General features: G+C 70.3%; 20 protein-coding genes. 16 read left to right on the forward strand and 4 right to left on the reverse strand.

What is annotated here, in order from left to right:
- The 14 genes from AC0B61_RS33495 to AC0B61_RS33560 all read left to right on the forward strand — a co-directional run bounded on the left by AC0B61_RS33495 (position 1) and on the right by AC0B61_RS33560 (position 13,456).
- Positions 1-828 carry a hypothetical protein gene (locus AC0B61_RS33495; RefSeq protein ID WP_471745698.1) on the forward strand — a complete coding sequence of 276 codons (828 nt, stop codon included), beginning with the start codon at positions 1-3 and terminating at the stop codon, positions 826-828.
- Entirely contained in the window at positions 825-2,174 is a 1,350-nt protein-coding gene (locus AC0B61_RS33500; protein ID WP_471745700.1) for a CpaF family protein, read from the forward strand. The genes AC0B61_RS33495 and AC0B61_RS33500 overlap by 4 nt, the downstream gene beginning before the upstream one ends.
- Positions 2,171-3,046 carry a type II secretion system F family protein gene (locus AC0B61_RS33505; protein WP_471745702.1) on the forward strand — a complete coding sequence of 292 codons (876 nt, stop codon included), beginning with the start codon at positions 2,171-2,173 and terminating at the stop codon, positions 3,044-3,046. The genes AC0B61_RS33500 and AC0B61_RS33505 overlap by 4 nt, the downstream gene beginning before the upstream one ends.
- The gene (locus tag AC0B61_RS33510; protein ID WP_471745704.1) at positions 3,043-3,972 is read left to right on the forward strand and encodes a type II secretion system F family protein; all 930 of its coding nucleotides are present in this window, start codon (positions 3,043-3,045) and stop codon (positions 3,970-3,972) included. The genes AC0B61_RS33505 and AC0B61_RS33510 overlap by 4 nt, the downstream gene beginning before the upstream one ends.
- A 118-nt stretch (positions 3,973-4,090) precedes the next feature.
- A complete protein-coding gene (locus AC0B61_RS33515; RefSeq protein ID WP_363576328.1) occupies positions 4,091-4,357 on the forward strand; it encodes a hypothetical protein in 267 nt (88 codons plus the stop codon).
- Positions 4,358-4,398: 41 nt separating this feature from the next.
- Complete coding sequence (locus tag AC0B61_RS33520) at positions 4,399-4,833, forward strand: TadE family protein (protein ID WP_471745705.1); 435 nt, start codon at positions 4,399-4,401, stop codon at positions 4,831-4,833.
- Positions 4,823-5,254 carry a TadE/TadG family type IV pilus assembly protein gene (locus tag AC0B61_RS33525; protein ID WP_471745707.1) on the forward strand — a complete coding sequence of 144 codons (432 nt, stop codon included), beginning with the start codon at positions 4,823-4,825 and terminating at the stop codon, positions 5,252-5,254. The genes AC0B61_RS33520 and AC0B61_RS33525 overlap by 11 nt, the downstream gene beginning before the upstream one ends.
- Entirely contained in the window at positions 5,254-5,724 is a 471-nt protein-coding gene (locus AC0B61_RS33530) for a pilus assembly protein TadG-related protein (RefSeq protein WP_471745709.1), read from the forward strand. Before AC0B61_RS33525 ends, AC0B61_RS33530 begins: the two co-directional genes overlap by 1 nt.
- Positions 5,725-5,747: 23 nt before the next feature.
- Positions 5,748-6,428: a hypothetical protein gene (locus AC0B61_RS33535; RefSeq protein WP_471745711.1), complete on the forward strand. Its 681-nt coding sequence runs from the start codon at positions 5,748-5,750 to the stop codon at positions 6,426-6,428.
- Positions 6,413-7,420 (forward strand): hypothetical protein, encoded by a 1,008-nt coding sequence (locus AC0B61_RS33540; protein ID WP_471745713.1) that lies wholly within the window; start codon positions 6,413-6,415, stop codon positions 7,418-7,420. The genes AC0B61_RS33535 and AC0B61_RS33540 overlap by 16 nt, the downstream gene beginning before the upstream one ends.
- 41 nt (positions 7,421-7,461) lie before the next feature.
- Positions 7,462-10,809: a LysM peptidoglycan-binding domain-containing protein gene (locus AC0B61_RS33545; protein ID WP_471745714.1), complete on the forward strand. Its 3,348-nt coding sequence runs from the start codon at positions 7,462-7,464 to the stop codon at positions 10,807-10,809.
- On the forward strand, positions 10,806-11,708 hold the full coding sequence (locus AC0B61_RS33550; protein ID WP_471745716.1) for an A24 family peptidase: 903 nt from the start codon (positions 10,806-10,808) through the stop codon (positions 11,706-11,708). The genes AC0B61_RS33545 and AC0B61_RS33550 overlap by 4 nt, the downstream gene beginning before the upstream one ends.
- Before the next feature lie 31 nt (positions 11,709-11,739).
- Positions 11,740-12,285: a hypothetical protein gene (locus AC0B61_RS33555; protein ID WP_471745718.1), complete on the forward strand. Its 546-nt coding sequence runs from the start codon at positions 11,740-11,742 to the stop codon at positions 12,283-12,285.
- Between the two features lie 88 nt (positions 12,286-12,373).
- Positions 12,374-13,456: a hypothetical protein gene (locus AC0B61_RS33560; RefSeq protein ID WP_471745719.1), complete on the forward strand. Its 1,083-nt coding sequence runs from the start codon at positions 12,374-12,376 to the stop codon at positions 13,454-13,456.
- A 488-nt stretch (positions 13,457-13,944) separates the two neighbouring features.
- On the opposite strand, the gene AC0B61_RS33565 is transcribed toward AC0B61_RS33560, so the two are convergent.
- Entirely contained in the window at positions 13,945-15,315 is a 1,371-nt protein-coding gene (locus AC0B61_RS33565; RefSeq protein ID WP_471745721.1) for a DUF2637 domain-containing protein, read from the reverse strand.
- A gap of 849 nt (positions 15,316-16,164) precedes the next feature.
- On the opposite strand from AC0B61_RS33565, the gene AC0B61_RS33570 reads away from it, so the two are divergent.
- The gene (locus AC0B61_RS33570) at positions 16,165-17,691 is read left to right on the forward strand and encodes a restriction endonuclease (RefSeq protein ID WP_471745723.1); all 1,527 of its coding nucleotides are present in this window, start codon (positions 16,165-16,167) and stop codon (positions 17,689-17,691) included.
- A 199-nt stretch (positions 17,692-17,890) separates the two neighbouring features.
- Here AC0B61_RS33570 and AC0B61_RS33575 read toward each other — a convergent pair whose 3' ends face one another.
- The 3 genes from AC0B61_RS33575 to AC0B61_RS33585 all read right to left on the reverse strand — a co-directional run bounded on the left by AC0B61_RS33575 (position 17,891) and on the right by AC0B61_RS33585 (position 21,419).
- On the reverse strand, positions 17,891-18,790 hold the full coding sequence (locus AC0B61_RS33575) for a ParA family protein (RefSeq protein WP_471745725.1): 900 nt from the start codon (positions 18,788-18,790) through the stop codon (positions 17,891-17,893).
- 46 nt (positions 18,791-18,836) lie between these two features.
- Entirely contained in the window at positions 18,837-20,399 is a 1,563-nt protein-coding gene (locus tag AC0B61_RS33580) for a ParB/RepB/Spo0J family partition protein (protein WP_471745726.1), read from the reverse strand.
- A gap of 630 nt (positions 20,400-21,029) precedes the next feature.
- Positions 21,030-21,419, reverse strand: a complete 390-nt coding sequence (locus AC0B61_RS33585) for a hypothetical protein (protein WP_471745728.1) — start codon at positions 21,417-21,419, stop codon at positions 21,030-21,032.
- A 146-nt stretch (positions 21,420-21,565) separates the two neighbouring features.
- On the opposite strand from AC0B61_RS33585, the gene AC0B61_RS33590 reads away from it, so the two are divergent.
- The gene (locus AC0B61_RS33590; RefSeq protein ID WP_471745730.1) at positions 21,566-21,985 is read left to right on the forward strand and encodes a hypothetical protein; all 420 of its coding nucleotides are present in this window, start codon (positions 21,566-21,568) and stop codon (positions 21,983-21,985) included.
- Positions 21,986-22,105 lie beyond the last annotated feature (120 nt).

Below are 22,105 nucleotides of genomic sequence, written 5' to 3' on the forward strand. Positions count from 1 at the left end.
ATGTCACTGATCATCGTCGCGTCCGCCAAGGGCTCCCCTGGCGCGAGCACCACCGCGCTGGCCATGGCGTCGCAGTGGCCCCGCCAGTCCCTGCTGGCCGAACTCGACCCGCTCGGCTCCGACCTGCTCTACCGGCAGGTCGATGAGAGCGGCATGGACCTGAACCCCAACAAGGGGATGTTCTCCCTGGCGCTGCCGGCCCGCGGGATCCTGACCCCCGACGTCGTGCGCGAGCACACCCAGCGTCTGCCCGGCGGCCTCGAGGTCCTTGTCGGCCTGACCAAGCCCGAACAGGGCGCCGGCTGGAGCGAGCACTGGGACAAGCTGGGCCGCTGTCTGGCCGCGCCCGGGACCACCGACATCATCGCGGACATCGGCCGCTACCACCCCGGCGCGCCCACGGCCGCACTCCTGCGCCACGCCTCCCTCGTCCTGCTGGTCTCCCGGGCCGCGCCCGAAGACCTTGCCCACGTCCGCTCGCGCGCGGCCCATGTGATCGCCCAGACGTCCTCCGGCGGCCGGGGCGGCGCACCGGTCGGCGTCCTGGTCGTCGCCCCGCTGCGCCAGCAGGCCAAGGCGTCCGGCATGGCTGCCACCGTGCTCGCCCAGGGCAGCGTGCCCGCGCAGGTCGCGGGCGTCGTCGCCCATGACGCCGACGCTGCGGAGCGGCTGACGCGCCTTCGCAGCGCAGGACGCATTCACAAGACGCAGCTGATGGCGTCGGTGCGCCACATCGTGAGCAACCTCGGCGGCCGCTTCGGTCTCGGCCAGAACAGCGCCGCGACCCTGCCGGCGCCGGCCGCGAGCATGGAAGGAGCGGCACGATGACCACCGCCGTGACTACGCCCGTCCCCGTCGACCAGGCGCTGGTCAAGCGGCTGCGCGAGGCCACCGGGCAGCTCCTGCAAGAGCGCCGGCGTCGCCAGGAGGCCGACGGCCGGCGCCTGACCGAGGGCGATCTGCGGGCGATCGCCATGGACATCCTCGCCAGCCAGCTGCAGGGCCTTTCCAGCGAGCGGATGAACCTGGGCTCCAACCCGCTAAGCCTCGAGGACGAGGAGAGCCTGACCGCTGCGGTCCTCGCCGCGCTGTTCGGCGTGGGCCGGCTCCAGCCGCTGCTCGACGACCCCGATGTCGAGAACGTCGACATCAACGGTTTCGACACTGTGTTCGTCAGCTACGCCGACGGCCACCAGGAGCAGGTCGGGCCGATCGCCGAGTCGGACGACGACCTGATCCAGCAGATCCAGGTGCTGGCGGCGACCTCGGGCCTGAACAGCCGTCCCTTCGACGACTCCAATCCGCAGCTGGACATCCAGCTGCGGGGAGGGCACCGCATGTCCGCGGTGATGTCCTTCAGCCGCCCCCGGGTCGTGGTGTCGATCCGGCGAAAGCGCCTGAAAGAGGCTCACCTCTCGACGCTGCGGGAGAGCGGGACCATCACCCCCGAGCTGGAGGTGTTCCTGCGTGCTGCGGTCCGGGCCCGGATGAACATCATGATCGCCGGTGAGGTGAACGCCGGGAAGACGACCCTGCTGCAGGCCCTGGCCAACGCCATCCCGCCGCACGAGCGCCTGATCACCATCGAACGCGCCCTGGAACTCAACCTCCACGACTTCAAGCACCTGCACCCGAACGTGGTCGCGCTGGAAGAGCGGCTCCCCAACTCGGAGGGCCACGGCCGGGTCAGCATGGCTGAGTTGGTCCGCCGGTCGCTGCGCATGAACGCCAACAGGGTCATCGTCGGCGAGGTCCTGGGCGACGAAGTCGTCGCGATGTTGAACGCCATGTCCCAGGGCAACGACGGCAGTTTGAGCACCATCCACGCCAACTCCAGCCTCAACGTCTTCCGCAAGATCTCCACCTACGCCATCCAGGCCGCCGAACGGCTGCCGGTCGAGGCCTCGCAGATGCTCATCTCCGACGCCATCGAGCTGGTCATCTTCGTCTCCCGCGACACCGACCCGGTCACCGGCCACCAGCGCCGTCGGGTGGTCTCGGTGCGTGAGGTCAGCGGGTACGCCGACGGCCGGGTGCTGTCCTCCGAGGTGTACTCCCTCAAGGCCAACGACATGGTCGAGTGGGACTCCGCGCTCACCGACCGGACCCGCGAACGCCTGGAGCGACACGGCTTCTCCGCCGACGCGTACCCCGCTGCGGGGCGCTGGTCATGAACAGCGGCGACTACCTCACCCCCTCCCTGATGCTCGCGCTGCTGGCCGGTTGCGGCATCGGCGGCGGCATCGCCCTGTTCGTCGCCGCGCTCGTCGGCTGGGCCCGCCCAACCGGCACCAAGGTGAGCGCCAGCAAGCAGATCGCCGCGTTCCTGCGCCGACGCGCGGGCGCTGCCATAATCGTCGGCCTCGTCGTCCTGGTCGCCCTCCGCTGGCCGGTGGCCGCCGTCGGCGCGGCCCTGCTCGTGCTCTTCTGGCCGGCCCTCTTCGGAGGCGCCCGCTCCGAACGCGTGGCCCTGGCCCGGGTCGAGGCGCTGGCCACCTGGACCGAGGCACTGCGCGACACGATCGCCGGTGCGGCCGGCCTGGAGCAGGCCATCGGCGCGAGCGCCCGCACCGCGGGCGAGACCCTTCGGCCCCACCTGCTCACCCTGGACGACCGGATCCGCTCGCGCATGCCGCTGAGCGAAGCCCTGGACCGGCTCGCCGACGACCTCGACGACGGCGGCGCCGACCTGGTGATCGCCGCTCTCAAGCAGTCGGCCGGCCTGCGCGGCGAAGGCCTGCGCGACGTCCTCACCGACCTCGCCGGCTCGGCCCGCGCCCAGGTCGGCATGCGGCGCCGCGTCTTCGCCAGCCGCGCCGGCACACGCCGCAGCGTCCAGATCGTCGTAGGCGTGATCGTCTCGGTCGTCGTCGGCATGAGGGTCTTCAACCCCTCCTACACCGAGCCCTACGGCACGCCGCAGGGACAGGCCGTCCTGGCCCTGGTGCTCATGCTGTTCGCGGTCGGCCTGGTGTGGCTGCAACGGCTGTCCCGGGTCCCCGCCCCGAAGCGGTTCCTGGTCCAGCAGACGGGAGCGGCCTCATGAACCTTGCATGGACTCTCCTGGCCGGCGCGGGCATGGGTTTCGGCCTGTTCCTCCTGGTGCGGGCGCTGTTCCCCAGCCGGCCCAGCGCCGCGTCGATCGTGCTGCGGATAGACGCCCAGGCCCGCCTGGGCCTCGGCTCAGCCCTCCCGGAGCCCGAGCCGGCCAGCGACCGTGCGGCGAAGGCCGCGCGCCTGCGTGAGCTCATCGGGCTCCGGGCCGCGGACCTGTGCGCCCGTCAGGGCTGGGAGCTCCCGGCGCTGCGCGCCGACCTGAACATCCTGGAGCGGTCGTTCGAGAGCTTCCTGGCCACCAAGATCATGGTCGGGCTGTTCGGCTTGCTCTTCGGGCCGGTGGTCTTCGCACTGCTGTGGATCGTGAACTTCACGACCAACCCGCTGATGCCGCTGTGGCTGGCCCTCGCCTTCGGGCTGCTGTTCTTCTTCCTGCCCGACATCGAAGTCCGCGGCGACGCCAAGGAGCGGCGCGCCGAGTTCCTGCACACCCTGTCCTCGTTCACCTCCCTGGTCGCGAACAACCTGGCCGGCGGCCGCGGTCTCCCCGAAGCCTTGAAGACGGCCACCGAGATCACCGACACCTGGCCGATGCTGCGCCTTCGCCAGACACTGGCAGGCGCCCGGATGACGAACCGGACACACTGGCAGGCCCTCGAACACCTCGGCAAGGAAATCGCCGTGCCGGAGCTCCAGGACCTGGCCACCCGCATCGCGCTCGCCGCCGATGACGGGGCCCGGATCCGCCAGTCGCTCATGGCCACGGCCAGGACGCTCGCCGAACGCGAACTTGCCGAGACCGAAGGCAAGGCCGGTGCGCAGTCGCAGACGATGCTCGTCGCGCAGATCGTGCTGTGCCTCGGATTCCTCGTGTTCCTGATCTACCCCGCCCTGATGCGGGTGATGGCCCTGTGACCCTCTTTCTCCAACCCCACGGCCCGCCCCGGCGGCGCCACCCCAGCCGGCCTTCCGGCCCAGAACCGATCCACCGCCCCGGCCTCCAGCCGGGTGCCCTTCACGAGGGGACTGCACCATGAACGCCATCCTTGACCGTGCCACCGGCTGGCACCCCGACCTCACGCTCGCCACCACCTGGCTGCGCGGACGCGTGGAGGAAGCGAAGGAGGAGGGCGACGACGCCGGCTTCTCCACCGTCGAGATGGTGATCGGCATCGCCATCATCGTCGCGATCCTCGTGGCGGCCGCCGTCATCATCAGCCAGGCCATCACCACCAAGGCCACCTCGGTCGGCAAGTGCATCGAGGGCGCCACCAGCACCAACAACGGCGGTTGCAGCTAACGCTGCCGGTCAGGACGGACGAGGAAGAGGAGGGGGACCAGGTGCAGCGTCTTCGCCGCCTGCTGGAGCAGCGGCGCGCCCAAGGGCCGGACGACGGCATGAGCTCCATCGAGTTCGTGGTCACCACCCCGATCCTGATCGGCCTCCTCTTCCTCGCCGTCCAGTTCGCGCTCGGCCTGTTCGCCCACGAGGTCGCCCTCGCGGCCGCGCAGGCCGGCGCCCGCGACGCCCGAGCCACCGCCGACGCCAACCCGTCCGGCTGGCAGCAAAAGGCCCACGACGTGGCCGCCGCACGAATCTCCAGCCTCGGACCGTCGCTGACGGACAACCCCGTCATCAAGACCGAGGACATCGGCCAGCACCAGGTGCGAGTGACGGTGCAGGTCGACGTCGTCCCCGTCATCCCCTTCCTACACATGACGCTGACCTCCGTCAGCCAGGGCCCCGTCGAAAGGTTCGTGCCCGATGCCGGCTGACGTTCTGCGCCGCCAGCTGGCCCGGGCCCGCAGCGACGAAGGCGCCTCCACCATCGACATGGTCCTCGCCGCGCCTCTCCTGCTCCTCTTCGGCCTGCTCGTGGTGGGGCTGGGCCTGATCGTCCAGAGCCGCAGCAGCCTGGACGGCGCCGCCCGCGACGCTGCCCGCGCCGGTGCGCTGCAACGCGACTACAACAGCGCCGTCTCCGAGGCCACACGAGCCGCCAAGGCAGACGCCGCCGGGGTGTGCGAGGGCGGCGCCGTACGGGTGGACCCGTCCGGGGACTGGCGGCCAGACGGCCTGTTCACCGTCACGGTCAGCTGCGAGGTGCCGGGGCTGCGCGCCCTCGGCCTCAACATGACCACCCACGTGAGCGCCACCTCCACCGCCCCGCTCGACACCTACAAGCGGACCTCCTGATGACCACCACGCCCGCCGCCTGGTCTGCCCCAGGCCCATGGCTGCTCCGGCGCCTGCGCGCCGCACGCCGCCGCGGAGACGAAGGGTCAGGCGCGCTCTACCTGATCTTCGGTGCCATGCTCTGCCTGCTCCTGGCCGGCTTCGTCGTGGACGGAGGCCTGGCCATCCACCAGCGGGAGAGAGCGGCCGACATCGCCGAGCAGGCCGCCCGCTACGCGGCCAACCAGGTCGACCCCGCCGCGCTGCGCGCCAACGGCACCGTCAGCGTGCCGGCCAACCCGGCGTGCAGCGGCTACGCGAACGGCTTCGCCTCCCGCTCCGGCGCCACCGCCAGCTGCACCGCAGCCGGCGGAAACACCGTCACCGTCCAGGTGCAGCTGACCTACGAACCGATACTGCTTCGCCTGCTCGGACAAGCGTCGATTACCGTGCGTGCTAACGCGACAGCACAGGCCGTACAGGAACAATGAGCCACCGGGACGGGAGATACCCCATGCGATCCATCATCACCCACCACCACGCCCGCCGCCTCGCCGTGCTGGGCTGCGCAGCGCTCGCCTTGGTCGCCGCGGCCGGATGTTCCAGCTCGAAGAGCAACCCGAGCGGGGACATCAGCGGCGCCCAGACGACCGTCCCGACGGTCGCCGCGAGCAGCACGGCCCCCAGCAGCACCCCGACCGCGCCTGCTGGGGCTCCCGCCGTCACGCTGCCGGCCGACCTGAAGGTCACTGTGCAGTTCCCGGCCACCGGCGACGCGACCCAGGACGCCGTCGCGCAGGGGCTCACCTACGCGCTGCGGGCCTACAACTCCGCCTTCGCGAAGGGCGACCCGCAGGATGCGGCGTTCGTGTACGCCTACGACGGCATGGCCCGGCCCTACATGGCCGACATCATCGGCCAGCTGGCCAAGCGCAACCAGACGATCACCGGCGAGACCCGGTACTACGCCCCGGTGATCACGGTCAAGGACACCACCCACGCGGCCGCCACCTACTGCGAGGACGAATCGAAGGGCTACCCCAAGGACAAGACGAGCGGGCAGGTGCAGCAGAGCACGCCCTCCGTGCGCGACTACACCGAGTGGAACCTCGGCCTGGAGTTGAGCACGCAGGGCGTGTGGCGCGTCACCCAGGCCCTCGGCGAGAAGGGAGCCACGCGGTGCCAGAACACCTGATCCGGCGGCGCCTTGCGGCCGTCGCTGTGCTGCTCGCGATGGGGACCGCAGTCGCGGTCCCCACGCCGGCGTTCGCCGACTTCGGTGGCGACCCGGGCGGCGGCACGCCCACGCCGTGGTCGATCGAGTCGCACGTCACTCTGACGATGCACGACAACGGAACGGGCGCCGATGCCAAGCACCTTGTCTCATCGGGTGCCTGGGATCCGCCGGCGTGCTGGTACGAGCCGGAGTACTCGCCCGAGCAGTTCGACGCCGCCTTCCAGGCCCTCCTGCGGAGCCTCTCGGGCGCCTCCGGCGGCGCGGACGCCCAGAAGCAGTACGACGCCTTGAAGCAGGACCACGACTTCCACCGCGGTGAGAACGGCGCGTGGTGGGTCATGGTGAAGTCGAAGAAGTCCTGGGACCTGCCGAATACGACGCCGTGCACGCAGAGCCCCGGCGTCCAGTGGGTCCCTGCGGGGAATCCGCCGGCTGGCATGCTCGCAGTCACTCCGCAGATGCTCTCCAAGATCGCCTACGGCGCGACCAAGCTGCCCTCCCCCACCGTGAAGCTCTCCCCTGACGCCGGCCGGCAGACCGTCAACCTGCCCACCTTCATCTCCTTCGACCAGCCCCTCCAGCCGGTCTCCGTCACCGCCAGCCTCGACTACGCCGGGTTCAGCATCGCCGCGTCCACCCTCGCGGTACCGGTCGCCCTCAACGTGGACGCCGGCACCGACGACGCGTCACCGCGCTCGTGCACCTACGACTTCACCCAGTCCGGCGGCGGCTACCAGGTCGACTCGTCCTCCAGCAGCTGCAACATCACCTACACGCGCTCCTCCCGCGGCGGCACGTACCCGCTGACCGGCCGGGTGACCTGGCGCGTGACCTGGACCCCGTCGAAGGACCCCCACGCCGCACCGGCGAACCCGCTGCCGAACGGCCTGACCGACAGCACCCCGCAGAATGTCGTGGTCAAGGAGATCCAGACCACGGTCACCGGCTGACCGAACTGCGTTGGCCCGGACCGACGAACAGAAGGAACGCGATGGTGAAGACGAAGCCGGCAACGGCTGCCCGAAGCCTGGGCGACGTGGTGCGCGCCGTGCTGGCCGGCATCGCGCTGCTCGCCCTGCTCGCCGCCGTGCCCTGGGGCCTGATCACATTCATCGGCAACCCCCTGCCGAGCACGGTGCCGAGCTGGGACAGCATTACTGCCCAGACCGTGAGCGTCGACGTGATCATCAACGTGATCGCCGTTGTGGTCTGGGCCGCCTGGGCTCAGTTCGCCCTGTGCGTACTCGTCGAGGTCCGCGCTGCCGTCAAGGGCGTCGGCCTGGCCGTCCGCGTCCCCGCCGCGGGTGTCAGCCAGGCCTTGGCCCGTCAGCTCGTGGCCTCGGTGTTCGTCATCGGCGTGGGCGCGCTGACCGTCGGCCAGGCCTCGGCCGCCACGGCGGCCACCCCGGCTCAGGCGCCCCGCGTCGCGGCGACCGCCACCGCGCTGCCCCAGCAGGCAGCAGCCCCCGCGACCGTCAGCGCTGCGGCATCCGCCACGGCTTCGTCCGACCACAACCTGCCCACCTACGAGGTGCAGCGTTCTGCCGACGGCCACCGCGACACCCTGTGGGGCATCGCGGAGAGCAAGCTCGGCGACGGCACCCGCTGGAACGAGATCCAGAAGCTCAACGAGGGCCGCCCTCAGGCCGACGGCGGTGCGCTCGGTGCGGACGGACTGATCCGTCCCGGCTGGACCCTGCTCCTGCCCGCCGACGCGTCCGGGACGGACGTGATCCGGTCAGACTCCGGCCCCGCGCGGCAGGCGAGCACCGCTGCCCAGGACACCGCCGCCCAGCACATGGTGACCGTGGTCAAGGGCGACACCCTGTCGGGCATCGCCGAGCGCGAACTCGGCGACGGCGACAAGTACCCCGAGCTTCTCGACGCCTCCAAGGACCTGGTCCAGCCAGGCGGCGGGCACCTCACCAACCCGGACGAGCTGTTCCCGGGCCAGAAGATCGTCATCCCGGCCGCCGCCACGGCCACCCCGCCGGCAGCCCCGGCTGCCCCTGCGCCGGCCCAGCAGCCCGTAGCCCCGACCGTCCAGGAGCCCCCGGTCACTCCCGCACCGGCTACGGCGCCCCCGGCTCCCAGTACCCCGGCGCCGCAAGCTCCCAGCACCGCCGCCCCGAGTGCCCCGACCTCCAGCACTCCGGCTCCGGCAGCACCGGCCACCCAGGCGCCGACCGAGCCGACGCCCACCCCGGCACAAGAAGCACCGACCCAGGCTCCCGCCCCGGCTCAGCACTCCTCCCCCGTCGGCGAGGAGGCTTCCAGTCAGTCCCTGATCTCCGCGCGGTCGGTCGCCGGTCTCGGTGCCCTGACCGGCGCCGGATTGCTCGGGGCGATCACCGTCCGACGCCTGCTCCAGTACCGGCGCCGGCGGCCGGGCGAGACCATCGCCGTCCCCGACGAGACCAGCCGCCTCGAAGCCCTGCTCGGCCGGACCGCCCAGCCCGGCTCAGCCGCGCTGCTCGACATCGCGCTGCGGACCCTGGCCGACGCACTCCCCGAGGACGAGGCACTCCCGGAACTGCGCGCCGCACGGGTCACCAGCGAGAGCGTCGAGATCCTGCCCGAGGACCACGGCCTGGAGCCCGCCACACCGTTCACGGCCGGCGAGAACGGCTGGTGGACTCTCGACCCGAAGGCCCCCCTCTTGGACGAGGAGCACGCTGGCCGCGTGGCAGCGCCCTACCCGGGCCTGGCCAGCATCGGGCGGGACGAGGCGGGCAACCAGGTGCTGCTCCACCTCCCGCACGTCCAGGTCCTGCTGCTGGAAGGCGACCTGACGAACGTGCGCGCCGTGGCACGCAGCATCGCCCTGGACGCTGCGACCTGCCCGTGGGCGGGTCACATCGACGTGCTGACGGCCGGGTTCGGCCGCGACCTCGCTCCCCTGCTGCCCACCGGCCGCGCGCGCTTCGTGCCCACCGCCCATGCCGGGATCGTGGACCTAGCCGGGCTGCGCGCCGAGACGATCCAGGCCGAGGAGAGCGGCGAGGACGGCCCTCTGCCGTGGTTGATGGTCTGCACCGACGACCCGGGCGAGCACACCTGGGAGCTCGCCGAGATCCTGAGCCAGACCCGCGGCCGGGACATCGCCGTGGTCCTGCCGGCCGACGCCCAGCAGGTCCACGACTTCTTCCCCGAGGCCGAGATCCTTGACGCCGATTCGCTGGCTGCGCAGGCCTGCGGCCTGGCCGACCTCGAGGTGGTGCTGGCGCGGGTCAGCGACGAGGAGCATGCGCAGATCGTCTCTACGCTGGAGGTCACAGCCAAGCCGGCCACCCCGGCCGCCGGTCCGTGGGAGTTCGTCCCGGACCCCGACGCCGTCCCGCCGCGCTTCGGCCCCGCCTCCATCCCCGCGCCGCTGTTCGCCGACCGGATCCCGGCCGACGTCACCGGCGCAGCCCCGAAGGAGAACGGCGACGACGACCTTGCGCCGTCCTCCTCGGCTCCGCAGACCGACGCCGAGGTCGACACGGACGTCGACCACGGCACGCCAGAGGACGACGAGGCGGCCACGCCGGCGCGCACCACCGCGGTGGTGAACATGGTCAAGCCCGCCGCGGTGCGCGACCGCAAGCCGGTTCCGCCGAGCCCGGACCAGCCCCAGATCCAGGTCCTCGGGCCGGTCCAGATCGCGAACTCCAGCGGCGCCGAGACCACCCACGGCCCGCGGCTGGCCGCGCTCGCCGCGTTCCTCTACTTCCGGCCCGACCGCGACTACGGCGCGATCGCATATGCGATGGACCCCGTCTCCCCCTGGGAGCCGCACACCCTCCAGACCCGGATCTCCCAGCTGCGCGGCCAACTCGGGCACGCCCCCGACGGAACGCAGTACCTGCCCCGCAAGTCCGCCGCCGGCACCTACCGCCTGTCCGAGCAGCTCCACTGCGACTGGACCTGGTTCGAGTACCTGGCCGAACGGGGCCTGCCGCAGGGCGTCGCGGGCCTGGAGGACCTGGAGCAGGCACTCGGCATGGTCCGCGGCCGGCCCTTCGGCACCGACGGCGACCACGACTGGGCCACCCCGGACGTGCAGCAGATGATCTGCCGCATCATCGACGTCGCGCACACCACCGCATGCCTGCGCCTGCGCGACGAGGCCCTGGACCTGGACGCTGCCCGCCGTGCCGTCGCCGTCGGTCTGGAGGTCCAGGAGGACGAGATGCTGTACCGGGACTGGCTGCGGATCGAGGCCGCGAGCGGCAACCGGCCCGGTGTGTTCGCCGTCATCGACGCAGCCCGTACCGCGGCGGCATCGCTCGACAGTGACCTGACGCCGGAGACCAAGCGCCTGATCGAGCATCTCCTCCAGGGACAGCACGCATGAACACCATCGCCACCGGCGCCGCCCTCATCGGCGGCGCCGTCCTAGGCGCCGCCGTCGTCCGCCCGATAGCCGTCGCCTACGCCCGCCCCAAACCCGACCCCGCGTCGACAACCTGCCCGGGGTGCGGCCAGGTGGCTCTCGGGTTCAGCGTCCGCGCGGCCGTCCACCTCCTACGGGCCCGCTGTCCGGGCTGCGCCGAGCGGCTGGGCCCGGCCCCGGGAGTGGCCGAGGGTCTCACCGGCGTCGCCGTCGCCGGTGTTGTCGCCGGCCAGGCAGCCGGCTGGCTCCTCGCCGCGCAGTTGTGGTTCGCGCTTGTGGGCTCCGTGCTGGTTCTGACCGATGCCAAGGTGCGGCGGCTGCCGCACGATCTGACCGGGGCTGCCTGCATTGGGCTCGCGGTGCTGCTTATCGGTGCCACGATCGCTGGGCAGCCGGTGTCGGTCGCGGTGCGGGCCCTCGCAGGAGCTGCCGCTGTCTGGGGGTTGTTCTTCCTCACGGTCCTCACCAAGACGACGTTCTGGGGCGACTTCCGGCTGAGTCCGGCGCTCGGGGGCCTGCTGGCCTGGACGGGCTGGAGCACCGTGGGCGCTGGCCTGGCGGTCAGCATCTTCCTGGCTCCGCTGCTGGCCTGCGCCGGTCTGATCGCCCAGCGGGCGCCGTGGCGCCGGTGGTGGCCGGCGCTGGCGCCGGCGATGCTGGCGGTGTCCGCGGCCGCGGGCGTCGCGGTCTGGTGGGCCTGCGGGCTCGCCTCGCTCGGGGCCCTGACGGCCTGGGCTGTTCTCCTGCTACAGGAGGTCGTGGTCCTGGCGATACTCCCCGGCCGAACGCGGAAAACGAAGGTGCCGCTCGGGCCGGCGCTCGTGGTGGGCACCCTGCTGGCGTCCGTCGCATTCTCCTGACCTCGGCCAGCGCATGTGAGACAGTCTCCGCATGGATGTGCTCTCCCCCGCACAACAGGAGCTGTTGGAGTACCTGCGGGCGATGACCGCCGTCATCGACCTGAACGGTGCGGCATCCGCTGCACGGGAGGAGGGGTGGCGGTACCCGTCCGTCCACCACCTCCTGCTCGCCGAGGGACGCTTCTTCCGGCCGGTCTCAAGGCCAGCCGGGATCCAGCAGATGCCCGAGCGCCTGTGCTACAACAACGCCGCGGCCACGGCCACCGGGTCGGCCGGTTCGCTCTTCTACGTGGAGGGCATCGCGATCTCGGACGTATTCCCGCTGGCACACGCCTGGTGCGCGAACGAGGCGGCGGAAGCCGTGGACCCGACCTGGCCGGAGGGCTCGATGACGGCGTGCTTCGGCATCGCGTTCACTCGACCCGGCTCGTGGGAGCACGAGAGCGAAGGGATTCTCGCCGACCCCCGCCGCTACATGGAGATTCTCCGCGACGGCCTGCCGCCGCTCCCCGGCCGGAACGTCGGCCACCGCCCATCGAGCGCTGCCCTGGCAGGCCCGCCGGCCGCCTCCCGCTGACACGGCGTCGCCCACCCATCGCGGTGCCGTTGGCGACGCTCACCGGCGCGGGGGGCGCCTTGTCGCCGCGCGCCAGTACAGTCCGCCCATGAGCATCACAGGGGGAATCCAGGTCGACCTCGCAACGATCGAGCAGTCGCTGGAGGAGAACGGGCACGACAGCTGCAACATCGAACTCGTGCCCACGGCGCACGGGCGCAGCGTCGACGGCCATGCGCTCGTCGCCGCTGTCGACGAGGCGATCGGAGCCGCCAACGCGGCTGCTACAGGCCAGAGCATGTGGGGGCAGCGCGCGGTCCTGACCCTCGATGGCGCAGGGCTCAGCCTCAAGGACTACTGGGGGCCGGACTCGCTCACCGGCTGGCTCGCGGCCTTCACCGAGGCCTTGCAGCGGCAGGGGCATGCCGGACTCGTCCGGGCGACACCGGTCGTGAGGCCGCCGCGCTGGCTCCGGCACCAGTACGAGCCCAGGGCCACCGCCTTCGTCGCCCTGCACGAGCCGCTCACCCTGGCGGCCGCAGCAGAGCGGTGGGCCAGCTTCGCGACCGGGTGGACCCGTCCCCACGGCGGCGACGCCTGCCTGGCTGCCGGCGCGATCCTTCAGCACGACACCTCGGTGGATGTCGCCGGTCATCTGGCCGCCGGCTTGCTCGTCAACGGGAACTCCGCACTCACCATGGTCGACCCGGCCGCTCCCCGAGCCGTGCGAGCCAGGGCGGACCAGGACGGCATGGCCACCTACCAGGCCTACTCCCCCGCCAGCAGTTGGCACTCGCTCATTGGCCGGGTGCGGGAGGCGATTCTCGCCGACGCGGAGCACACCCGGCTCGCCTACGTGGCCATGACGCCGACGTGGGCCTTCGGGTGGGAGGACCGCGGACGCGATCTGCCTCCCCTGCCCAACGTGCCGGCGCACGCCCTACGCGGCAACTCTCCGGTGTGGGGACGCAAGGTCCCCGATGCCCACGGCATCCAGCTCCTCAGCGGCGCTCACCTTGACCAGGCGTCGGACCTGTCCGGCTGGCAGGTCACCGAAGTGCACACCGACCGGTTCGTGGTCGAGGCGCAGGACTCGGCAGCTTGGTTCGGTCCCGATGGTCCGTCCGCCGCCGTGATCGAGCGGGCCCGCAATGACTTCGGGCAGCTGATCGTCACCGGCCGGGATCTGTGACCGGAGGTCTTGCCCTCCGATCGGGTGGCCGGCGCAGCGCGTCTGGACCTGGCAAGCCCTCTCGCACCGGAACAGAGTGCGGGGCAGGGGCCGGGCACGGCGCCCGACTTTCAGCACGCTCCGAGCCGCCCGCCCGCCAAAATTGCATGGTCATGACGAAAATTGGGCCCCAGAATGGCCCCCTCAGCCGCCGTTCACGATACGGCCGGTGCGTGGGGCTTTCCGGGCGCCCGCCAGGCCGCCTGAGGCGCCCTCCAGCGATTTTTGATCATCGATGAGGTCGGGCCGAGCGTGGTTTCGCCCCCCCTGGCGCCCGCCAGAACCGCGGCCGCTGTACAGCAGGCGGCACAGACGACGCCGGTTGGTCAACGGAGGCGGCACAACGCAGTCCGCACCTGGACGTTGCCGGCCCCACGGCCCAGACGCGTCCGGTGCCAGATACGACGGTGCGCCCCGGCTTCGTGAAGTCGGGGCGCACCGTCGTCCGGTCAGGTACCGGCGAGCTCAAGCAGGTCCGGGTGCTTGGGCGTCTCGTACTCGGCTCGGTAGGTCTTCCCCCAGCCGGCCCAGTAGCGTTTCACGCTGTTGGGGCTGAGCGGGCCACCGTCCTGGCCCTTCTCGCCGTACCTCTTGTGGATCCACTCGACGTAGTCCTCCTTCGTCGGGTGGTTGCCGTTCTCGTGCACGTAGGCGCAGTAGTAGTCGTACAGGACGTCCTCGCGCTTGCGCCTTCCGCCGGCCTGGTCGCCGCCGTCCTGACCGGGGTCCGCCTCCGAGTCTTCGAGGTCCTCGGAATCTAGGTCTTCCTCGTCGTGCGCGGACTCCTCCGGCACCACGGGGGCCAGCTCGTCGCCGGCAGTCACGGGCTGCTCGAACGGGACCTCGGGCGCTTCCGTCTCGAAGACCAGCACCTGGGTCGGCTCCGCGGGGTGAGGCTCCCCCTCGGCCGCTGGGACACGGACCTCGACGCCCTGCTGAGCGGGAACAGCGGGCTTGAGGAGGTCTATCGCCGGCTCTCCTGTATCGCTCTGCCCGGTCTCCCGGGCTGCCCCCTGGGCCTCCACCCGACCGTTGGGCACCGGCGCCTTGACCAAGTCGCGGCCCGACTCGATCGCCGACAGCTGGGTACGGGGCAGCTCGCCCGGGCGCAGTCCCACCAGGGTGTCCACCGGGATCCCGATCGAGGAGAGCACGTGGATGTACTGCTCCCTGCTGCCCTCTCCGTACTGCGCCAGGTAGAGGAGCAGGAGGGCTTCCTGTGACGCGAGCTTGCGCCACTTGCGCCCGTGCTTCCGCTTGAGCTGCCCCCGAAGGATGCGCTTCCACTTGGCCAGCTCGATGGCTTCCTCGGAGGAGTAGATGCCCCAGATCATCTTGAGGCGCCAGTCCGAGAACGTGCCGAAGGGCTTGAGTAGCCAGCGGCGGAGGTCGAAGCCCTCCATCTCCCGCTTGCCGGCCGTCAGGTTCGCCCACCTGCCGACGGCATGGCGGGCGGCCTCGACGATGATCACGAACAGGATCGGCACGACGGCGTGCATGCCCATGGCGAGCGGTCGGCCCCACGCGGACGCCGAGTTCATCACGATCGTCGCGGCGGTAAGGAACCAGGCGGTCTGGCGCAGCAGGGGGTAGGGCATGCGCAGCCAGGTGAGCAGGAGGTCGAGCGCGTAGAGGACGACGATGCCGGCGTCGACGCCGATCGGGAGGACCTGGGCGAAACGGCCGAAGCCCTCGTCGGCGGCGAGTGCGCGCACCGAGTTGTAGGAGCCGGCGAACCCGATGGCCGAGATTACGACGGCGCCGAGGACGACGATGCCGATGAGCGTCTTGTGGCCGTTGTTGAGCGTGGGCCTGGTCAAGCTGTCCCTCCCGTTGGCTGAGCCGGTCCACCATTTCATGGGGGGGCGGTGGTACGCACGGGACTTGCATGGCGCTGCGCCTGATATAGGGTCATCTGCGCTATTTGTCCTATCAAAGGCACTTAGTGATCTTCGTCCTAGGGCTGGCGCGCTCCGCCCCCGGCGTAGCGTTCGCAAGGCAGGAGGTGACCGTTCGCATGAGTGCCTCCGGGGCCGCGGCAGTCGCAGTCGGCCTCCCACGACAGGGCAACGTCGCTGTCGCAGTCGCAACATCCCCAGCCACACTGCGGAACGCTTCCGCGCCGACGCGTTCGGCCGCGATCCGGGGTCGGTGGCGTAGTCGCAGGTTGCCGATTCATCGGCTGCATGGAGCACTGCCGCAACGGGGCCGTCGCACCCGCGTGTCTGAGGGTCACGAACGGCATCGGGCGTCCGGGTGGCGGGTCGCACGCTGTCTGACCTGCCGGTTTCACGAATCGCATGGCCGTCGGGCGTTGTGGATCACAGGCAGCGGGGGAGGGCCGGCTATCGGTGCCGAGGCGTTCGCAGTCGCAGTTGTGCCGCCAGCGACGCTCTGGCCCCGCGGCGTGGACTCGTTGCGACGGGCAGCGGCACGGCGGCTGCGACGGGTGGGGAGAGGACGGACTTCGCGCATCGCATTCGCAGTGCGCGCTGACGGTTCGGCTGTCATGGCAGGCAAGGTGTTCGTCGACGGTGCGAAGCATGCGGAGCGGCCGCCGCTCGTCGCAGTCGCTGCGCAGCGTCGCAGCGGAGTTCGTCGTGGCCGTCGGACCGGCACACCTGCGACAGGATGCGGCGCTTGTCGGAGGCAGGGGGTAGCCTCCCCCGATGATCATCGACCGCCATGCTGCCGTAACCCCGACTCGCTACGACGACCGCGACCTTCGGAGGAGGATGGGGGCGGAGATCGCGGCGGCCGACTCGGATGATCTCCTGGCCGCGTGGATCTGGTCCGCAGAAGCCCGGCTGTGCCGCACGGTGGCAGAAGCGTCCGATGTTCTGCGCGACGACGTGCATAGAGAACACACCGATGTGCTGCGCCGTATACGCGCGGCTTGGCAGGACCGAGGTGGCGATAGAGCTCCGGTCGCTCTCCGGGAGCAGGTTCAGGGTGCCCTTGAGCGGGCGAAGGCGGATCTGGATCGGGTATTGAAGGCCGCCGAAAGCCACCGGTCGGAGGCGAACCGGGCGTGGAGGATGATGCGGGGATCCTTCGGCCTGAACCCGACCGGTGCCTTTCTGCGTGAGGGCGAGCGGGAACGATCCCCCGTGCAGGACAGCTTCCGCCAGATTGCCTTCCTGGAGGACTGCCGCCGAGACCTCACCCAGGTCACGGCAAGCCTTCGGGAGGATGTCCACATCGCCGCTTTGGAGGAGGACAGCCGTCGAAGCCGCGCTGTCTCAGGATCCCTGACGCCCGAGGAGTACTTCCTCCGCAGCGTCCACGTTGCCGCACACGCCCTGCTGGAGAGGGCCGGGCATGAATTTGGGCAACTGGAGCGGCGCGAAATGTGCCCAGGCCGGTCCGAAGGTGATAGCGAGCTGGCACACGCTAAGTACGTCAGCGCTGCCCGGCCTGACCGCCGCTGGGCAGAGGTGGTGCGCGAGGAGCACGCCTCGGGCGAGCGGCTGGTCCAGCGCGCAACCGAGTTCTGGGACGCTATGGCCGACTGCGGTGAACTGCTGGGTGACGCCCCGGAGGAAGGTGACGGAGTCGACCTGATGGCGCTCGTTGCCGATCTCGGGATGCTCTCCCGCGAGGTCGCCGCTTCCCGGGCTCGACTCGAAGGAGCACTGCGTCAGCACTTTGAGGACCAGCACCGGGTTGGCCTGCGGATCAACCGCCGGCATGACTGGGTCCGGTCGGGCGCTGCGCTTTCGCTCGAGAGCGTCCGCGGGCTCCATCACCGGCAGTTCGAGCGCTTCGTCGCGAAGCTGCTCCTCCGGGACGGGTTCGAGGTGGAGCAGCACCAGGGCGGCCCTGGCGACCAGGGCGCCGACGTTATCGCTCTGTGCCCGGACGGGCGTCGGTACGTCGTGCAGTGCAAGCACACCGCGGTAGACGCCAACGTCGGCACCCCTGATCTTCAGCGGTTCAAGGGCACGGCCTGGGATGTGCACGGTGCGAACGTCGCGCTGCTTGTGACAAACGGCGGCTTTTCCCGGAATGCGCTGATCTTTGCCGGACAGCACGGCATTCAGCTGATCGGCAGCTCGGAGGTGTGGCGATGGGGTTTCCTTGGTGACCCCCTGAAGGCGGTCATCCCTGGACGGACCCAGGACGCTGCGGTCTTCGCACAGCGGAAGGTGTATCAGCGGCTCGCGCGGAACTTGAGCTACGGCTGGCCTAAGTAGCGCTCGTGTGCCGGCACCGGTTCGGACCAGCATGGTTGGCTTCGGTCGGGGCTGGCTTCGCCCCCCAGGGACGGTCAGTGGGGAGCTGTTCAGCGCGCGTCCGCCGCTGCGACGCACCGGGCAGCCGTGAGACGGCGCTGCCCCGGCTCGCTGGTCTGCGATGCCGGGGCATCCGGGGTCGGTTCGTGACGAACCGGGGCTAGGCCGCGAGGCGGTCGATGATGCCCATGCGGGTCAGCATGGCATCGATGGTGAGGGTGGTGTCATGCTTGGCCACCCAGTAGCTCAGCGGTTCCTGCGCGTCGTAGGCCTCGGGTACGACCGTGGCGCCGCGGACCATGCCAAGCACGCGGTCGCCGTACTTGATGCGCGCTTCCTTCTGCTTCTCCGTGTAGAACTTGCCTTGCGTCTCGGTGGCTTTGGTCTCGTTCAAGACGTACCAGGTGACCTCGCACGAGGGGTTCAGCTCTTCGTAGCCGTCCCGAATCTCAGCTACCCGGCGGATCATGGCGTCGATGCCGCGGAACTCCTTGCGGCCCGGTTTGCTGAAGAGGACGACGTTGGTGGTGGCGAGCAGCAGGGAGATCGACAACAGGCTCAGGGACGCAGGGCAGTCGATCCAGATGAAGTCGAAGTCGCCTTCTTGGAGACCCCTTCGGAGCGCGCGCTGCAGCCACCAGACGGACCTGGGGTCCTGGGCCATCTCGGTATCGGCCTGGCTCATCTTCTCGTCGCCGCGGATGAGCCAGAGGTTGTCGATGATCGCGAAGTTCGAGTCGGGGTCCTCGCCCTTCTCGTTGGGCGGCGCAATGCGAGTCCGGGCCGGAACCATCGCGTCCTTGAGCGTGGCCTCGCCGAGGAGGACGTTGTGGACAGTCATCACGTGCTTCGGCAGCTGGTCGCCGTCCCAGCCGGCCCAGAACGAGGCGTCGGACTGAAGGTCAGCGTCGATGAAGAGGACCTTCCAGCCACGGCGGGCGGCCTGGACGCAGAGGTTGTAGCCGATTGATGTCTTACCGACGGATCCGGCTCGGTTCGTGGCGGCGAAGACGGGTGGCACGTGGGGTGCGTAGAGCGGGCGATGGGCGTGAAGCAGCATTCGGGTCTCCGGGAGTAGCTGTTGGTCGAGAGTGGTGGGCCTGGCACTACACCTGGAGGTGGTCCCGCTCCCAGCTGGGTTCGTATCCGGCGTCGTCCGTGAGGTGTCGCCAGTAGTTGATGACGCGGGCATCCGGGCTGCGGCGGCTGTCCGTCGAACGCACTTCGTCGTCAGCGAGGGAGACGGCATAGGCGAACCTCGTGACTGCCGCGGGGTCGCCAGCGGTCAGCAGGTGGTCACGGTAGACCGCTGCGTCCATGGTCTGCGCCTCGTAGACGCCGATCTTCTGCGCCCACCGGTGAGCGAGTTCGACGGTGGGTCGGCTGGCGAGAGTGAGGAGCGTCCGAGCGGTGCGGAGCGCAGCGCAGCTTGGGGTCTCATCGTCAAAGGCGGACAGGAGTCGCTGGCATGCCTCGCTGCGAGCCCGGGCGGCGAGCGCGCGCTCGGCGCGGTCAGGGTTTACGGACCGCGAACCCGGGGCTTGACCCGGCTTCGTAGTAGTGCGGGGACTGGGCAGTGCCGGGGCGGTGTCGGCTGGCGCTTGCCCGGTTCGTGACGAACCGGCGTTGGGGTTCGCGGCAGCTTCTGCGTCGGAGTCATCCGGTGTCGGGTTGCTCTCCGATCCATCGGTTCGTGACGAACCGGCGTCGCTCTCGGAGTAGGGAGTCGGCACATGCGCATCGGTTCGTGACGAACCGCTGTCGGCGGCGAGGGTCGATGCGTCTGTCTCCTCCTCGACCCTGCCCTCTTGCGCCCTGGCGCGCTCGATCAGCACTTCCTGCGCGAGCGCCTTCAAGGTCGCGGCGTTGAGGGCTTGGCCGGAGTACTTCGCCCGGTTGAAGGTGGACAGCACCAGGGCGGGGTCGCCGAGTTCGACGAGGAGGACATAGGCCGCCTCAAGGCCGAGGTCGCCGGACAGGAGTGCCGTACGGGCTTCCGGCACATCCGCGAGAGGCAGGATCGCCATCCGCTTGACGACATTGCTCTTGCTGACCCCGACGATCTCGGCGATCCGCTGGTAGCTGTACTCCTTGTCGTCCCTGAGCCTTCGGTAGCCCTCGGCCTCCTGGAAGACCGTCAGGTCGTTGCGGCCGAGGTTCTCCCCGAGGAAGACCTCGGTGAGCTTGTCCACGTAGTGGTTCTGGATCTCGATGCGCAGCTCGGTCAGGCCGGCGTCGGGGGCACAGTCGCGCCGGCAGTGGCCCGCGACGATGACGTACTTGTGTTCGTCATTGAAGTGGTGCCGGTCTCCGGGGTAGGCGTCGAGGTAGACCCCGATGTCGATGACGACCAGGGCCTGGATCTGCCCGGTCTCACGGAGCTGGGTGACAAGCTTCTCGCGGTCAGCTGGGGATCGGTAGAGGTCTCCGCCGCGGAGGTTGCGAGGGCACGGTGCCAGTTCGGCGAGCGGAACCGAGAAGCCGTGCCCCCTGGGACGCGGCGACGGGATGAGCGGGACGGAGCGAAGAACGACCTTGTCCGTCTGCGGCGTTTGCTGCTCTCCAACGGCAGGCTGCGTCGCCGGAGATGCCTGGGTGGTGGGGTTCGGTGAAGCACCGGAGCTGCCCGTCCCACTGTAGCCCGCTCCCCCTGCGCCCTTTCGCGGCATTCGCCCTCCATGATCACTAATCGTGTCCGTTGTACGGCCCGACCCTAGCGGTTCGTCACGAACCGACTGGCTTCCGGTTGGCCATTTCCTCCGGGTTCAAGCCATTAGTCCGTTCTGCCGGTTCGTCACGAACCGACTTCGTGGACGCGCAGCCGAGTGGCTGTGGGTTTGGGATTCGCTGGGCCGAGGCCGGACCGACGCGATCGGCCGGAGGTGCTGTCGGCCGGGGCCGCCCCGAGGAGCCGCGCGATCGGCACGCTACAGGCGGCACGGCTCGGCCGGAGCGGATTCCATCCGATCTGGCGAACATCAGCCGTTGGGGTCCGCTGAGCAGAGGCTTGTGGTCCGTCGGTCCTGTGCTGCTAAAGGCCGGGGGAGAACGGGAGCGGTAGTGGGCGGCGTTCAGCGGCGCATGTCCTACCGGTTCAGGCAGCCGAAGCCTCCGGCTACTCCGTCGGCCAGCTGTTCGGCGACGCGGCAGTTCTCCGGGGGTCGGCCTGCATGGGGCCGGTGATCTCGCTTGCGCCGACGAGCGTCTCACGTCCGGGCAGCCCGCCAGCAGCGGGTCCTGGTGGACGGTGTCATGGGAATCCGATCGAGCCGGCGTGGCCGCCGCAGCGCGGCGTCGGGTCAGTCCCGGGCGGTCTGCCCGAGCGCAGTGAAGATCTGCGCGGCCTGCTCGGGGGTGGTGACCTCGGCCAAGGTGCTCTCGCCGACGAGGTGGGTGCCGACCCGGCCGGCGAAGGTGCTGGTGCCGGACGCCTTGTCGGCGGCCAGCCGGGACACCAGGTCGTCGGGGACCTCCGCGAACCGGCGGGCGACCTCGAGCAGGTCGTCGGGTTCCGGGTGCTCAAACGGAGCGGCGCCCATCCAGACGAGCTCGATCACTTCCTCCTCCGCGTCGGAGTCGCTGGGGTAGTCGAGAACCTGGAGGAAGTAGCTGGAGAGGGGGCCGTCCCATCCGATCCGGACTTCCCGGTCAGCCGGGGAGCCCTCCAGCGGGGTCAGGTCGTACGACATGCTTCGCCCTTCGCCAGGGGCGAGCCGGTTGCCCGCCGACGCCACACGCTACTCCGAATCGCCAACAGCACGCGGGGCGAGCGCGTCGTAGGACGACCACCCGCAGCAGGCCGTGGCGGTTCGAGGATGTGGTCGTTGGAGAGGGCGTGACGATCGACGAGAAGCAGGCGGCCCTGGCTCTGGCGGAGGGTCTACTGAAGGCCGAACTTCACCGGCGGCTGCTGGCGGAGCCGCAGAAGGCGGTCGACCTGGTGGCGCAGCTGGTCCTGAGCATTCACGGCAAGGCACTCGCAGCCGGTGAGGTGGCCCAAAGGCGTGGTCTCGACTTCGAGACGATCGGCCGTGCGCTGGCCTTGGTCGAGGACGCCGGGATCCTTCTGCAGCAGGCGACCGCGATGCTTCTGGGGCTGCCCACTGCCGGGCTGGACGCTCTCCAGGACCCGCAGGCGGCGCTGGTCGAGCCGGGCGACGTCGGCCGTGGTGGCGAAGGGGCCGTTCCCCGTCCCGATCCCGATGTCTGGTCGGCCGCCGTCGACCGCTTCCGCCTGCTCATCTGGAACTCTTGAGCGCCCCGCAGGTTCGTCACTCCGGGGGTGTCCGCGTACTCGTCGAAGTGCTCAGTCAGGTACAGCTGAACGTGCTCAGCTTGACGTCTGACCGGTCGCTCGGGTGTCGGATGGATCACC

Source organism: Kitasatospora sp. NPDC023385, from assembly GCF_055664045.1.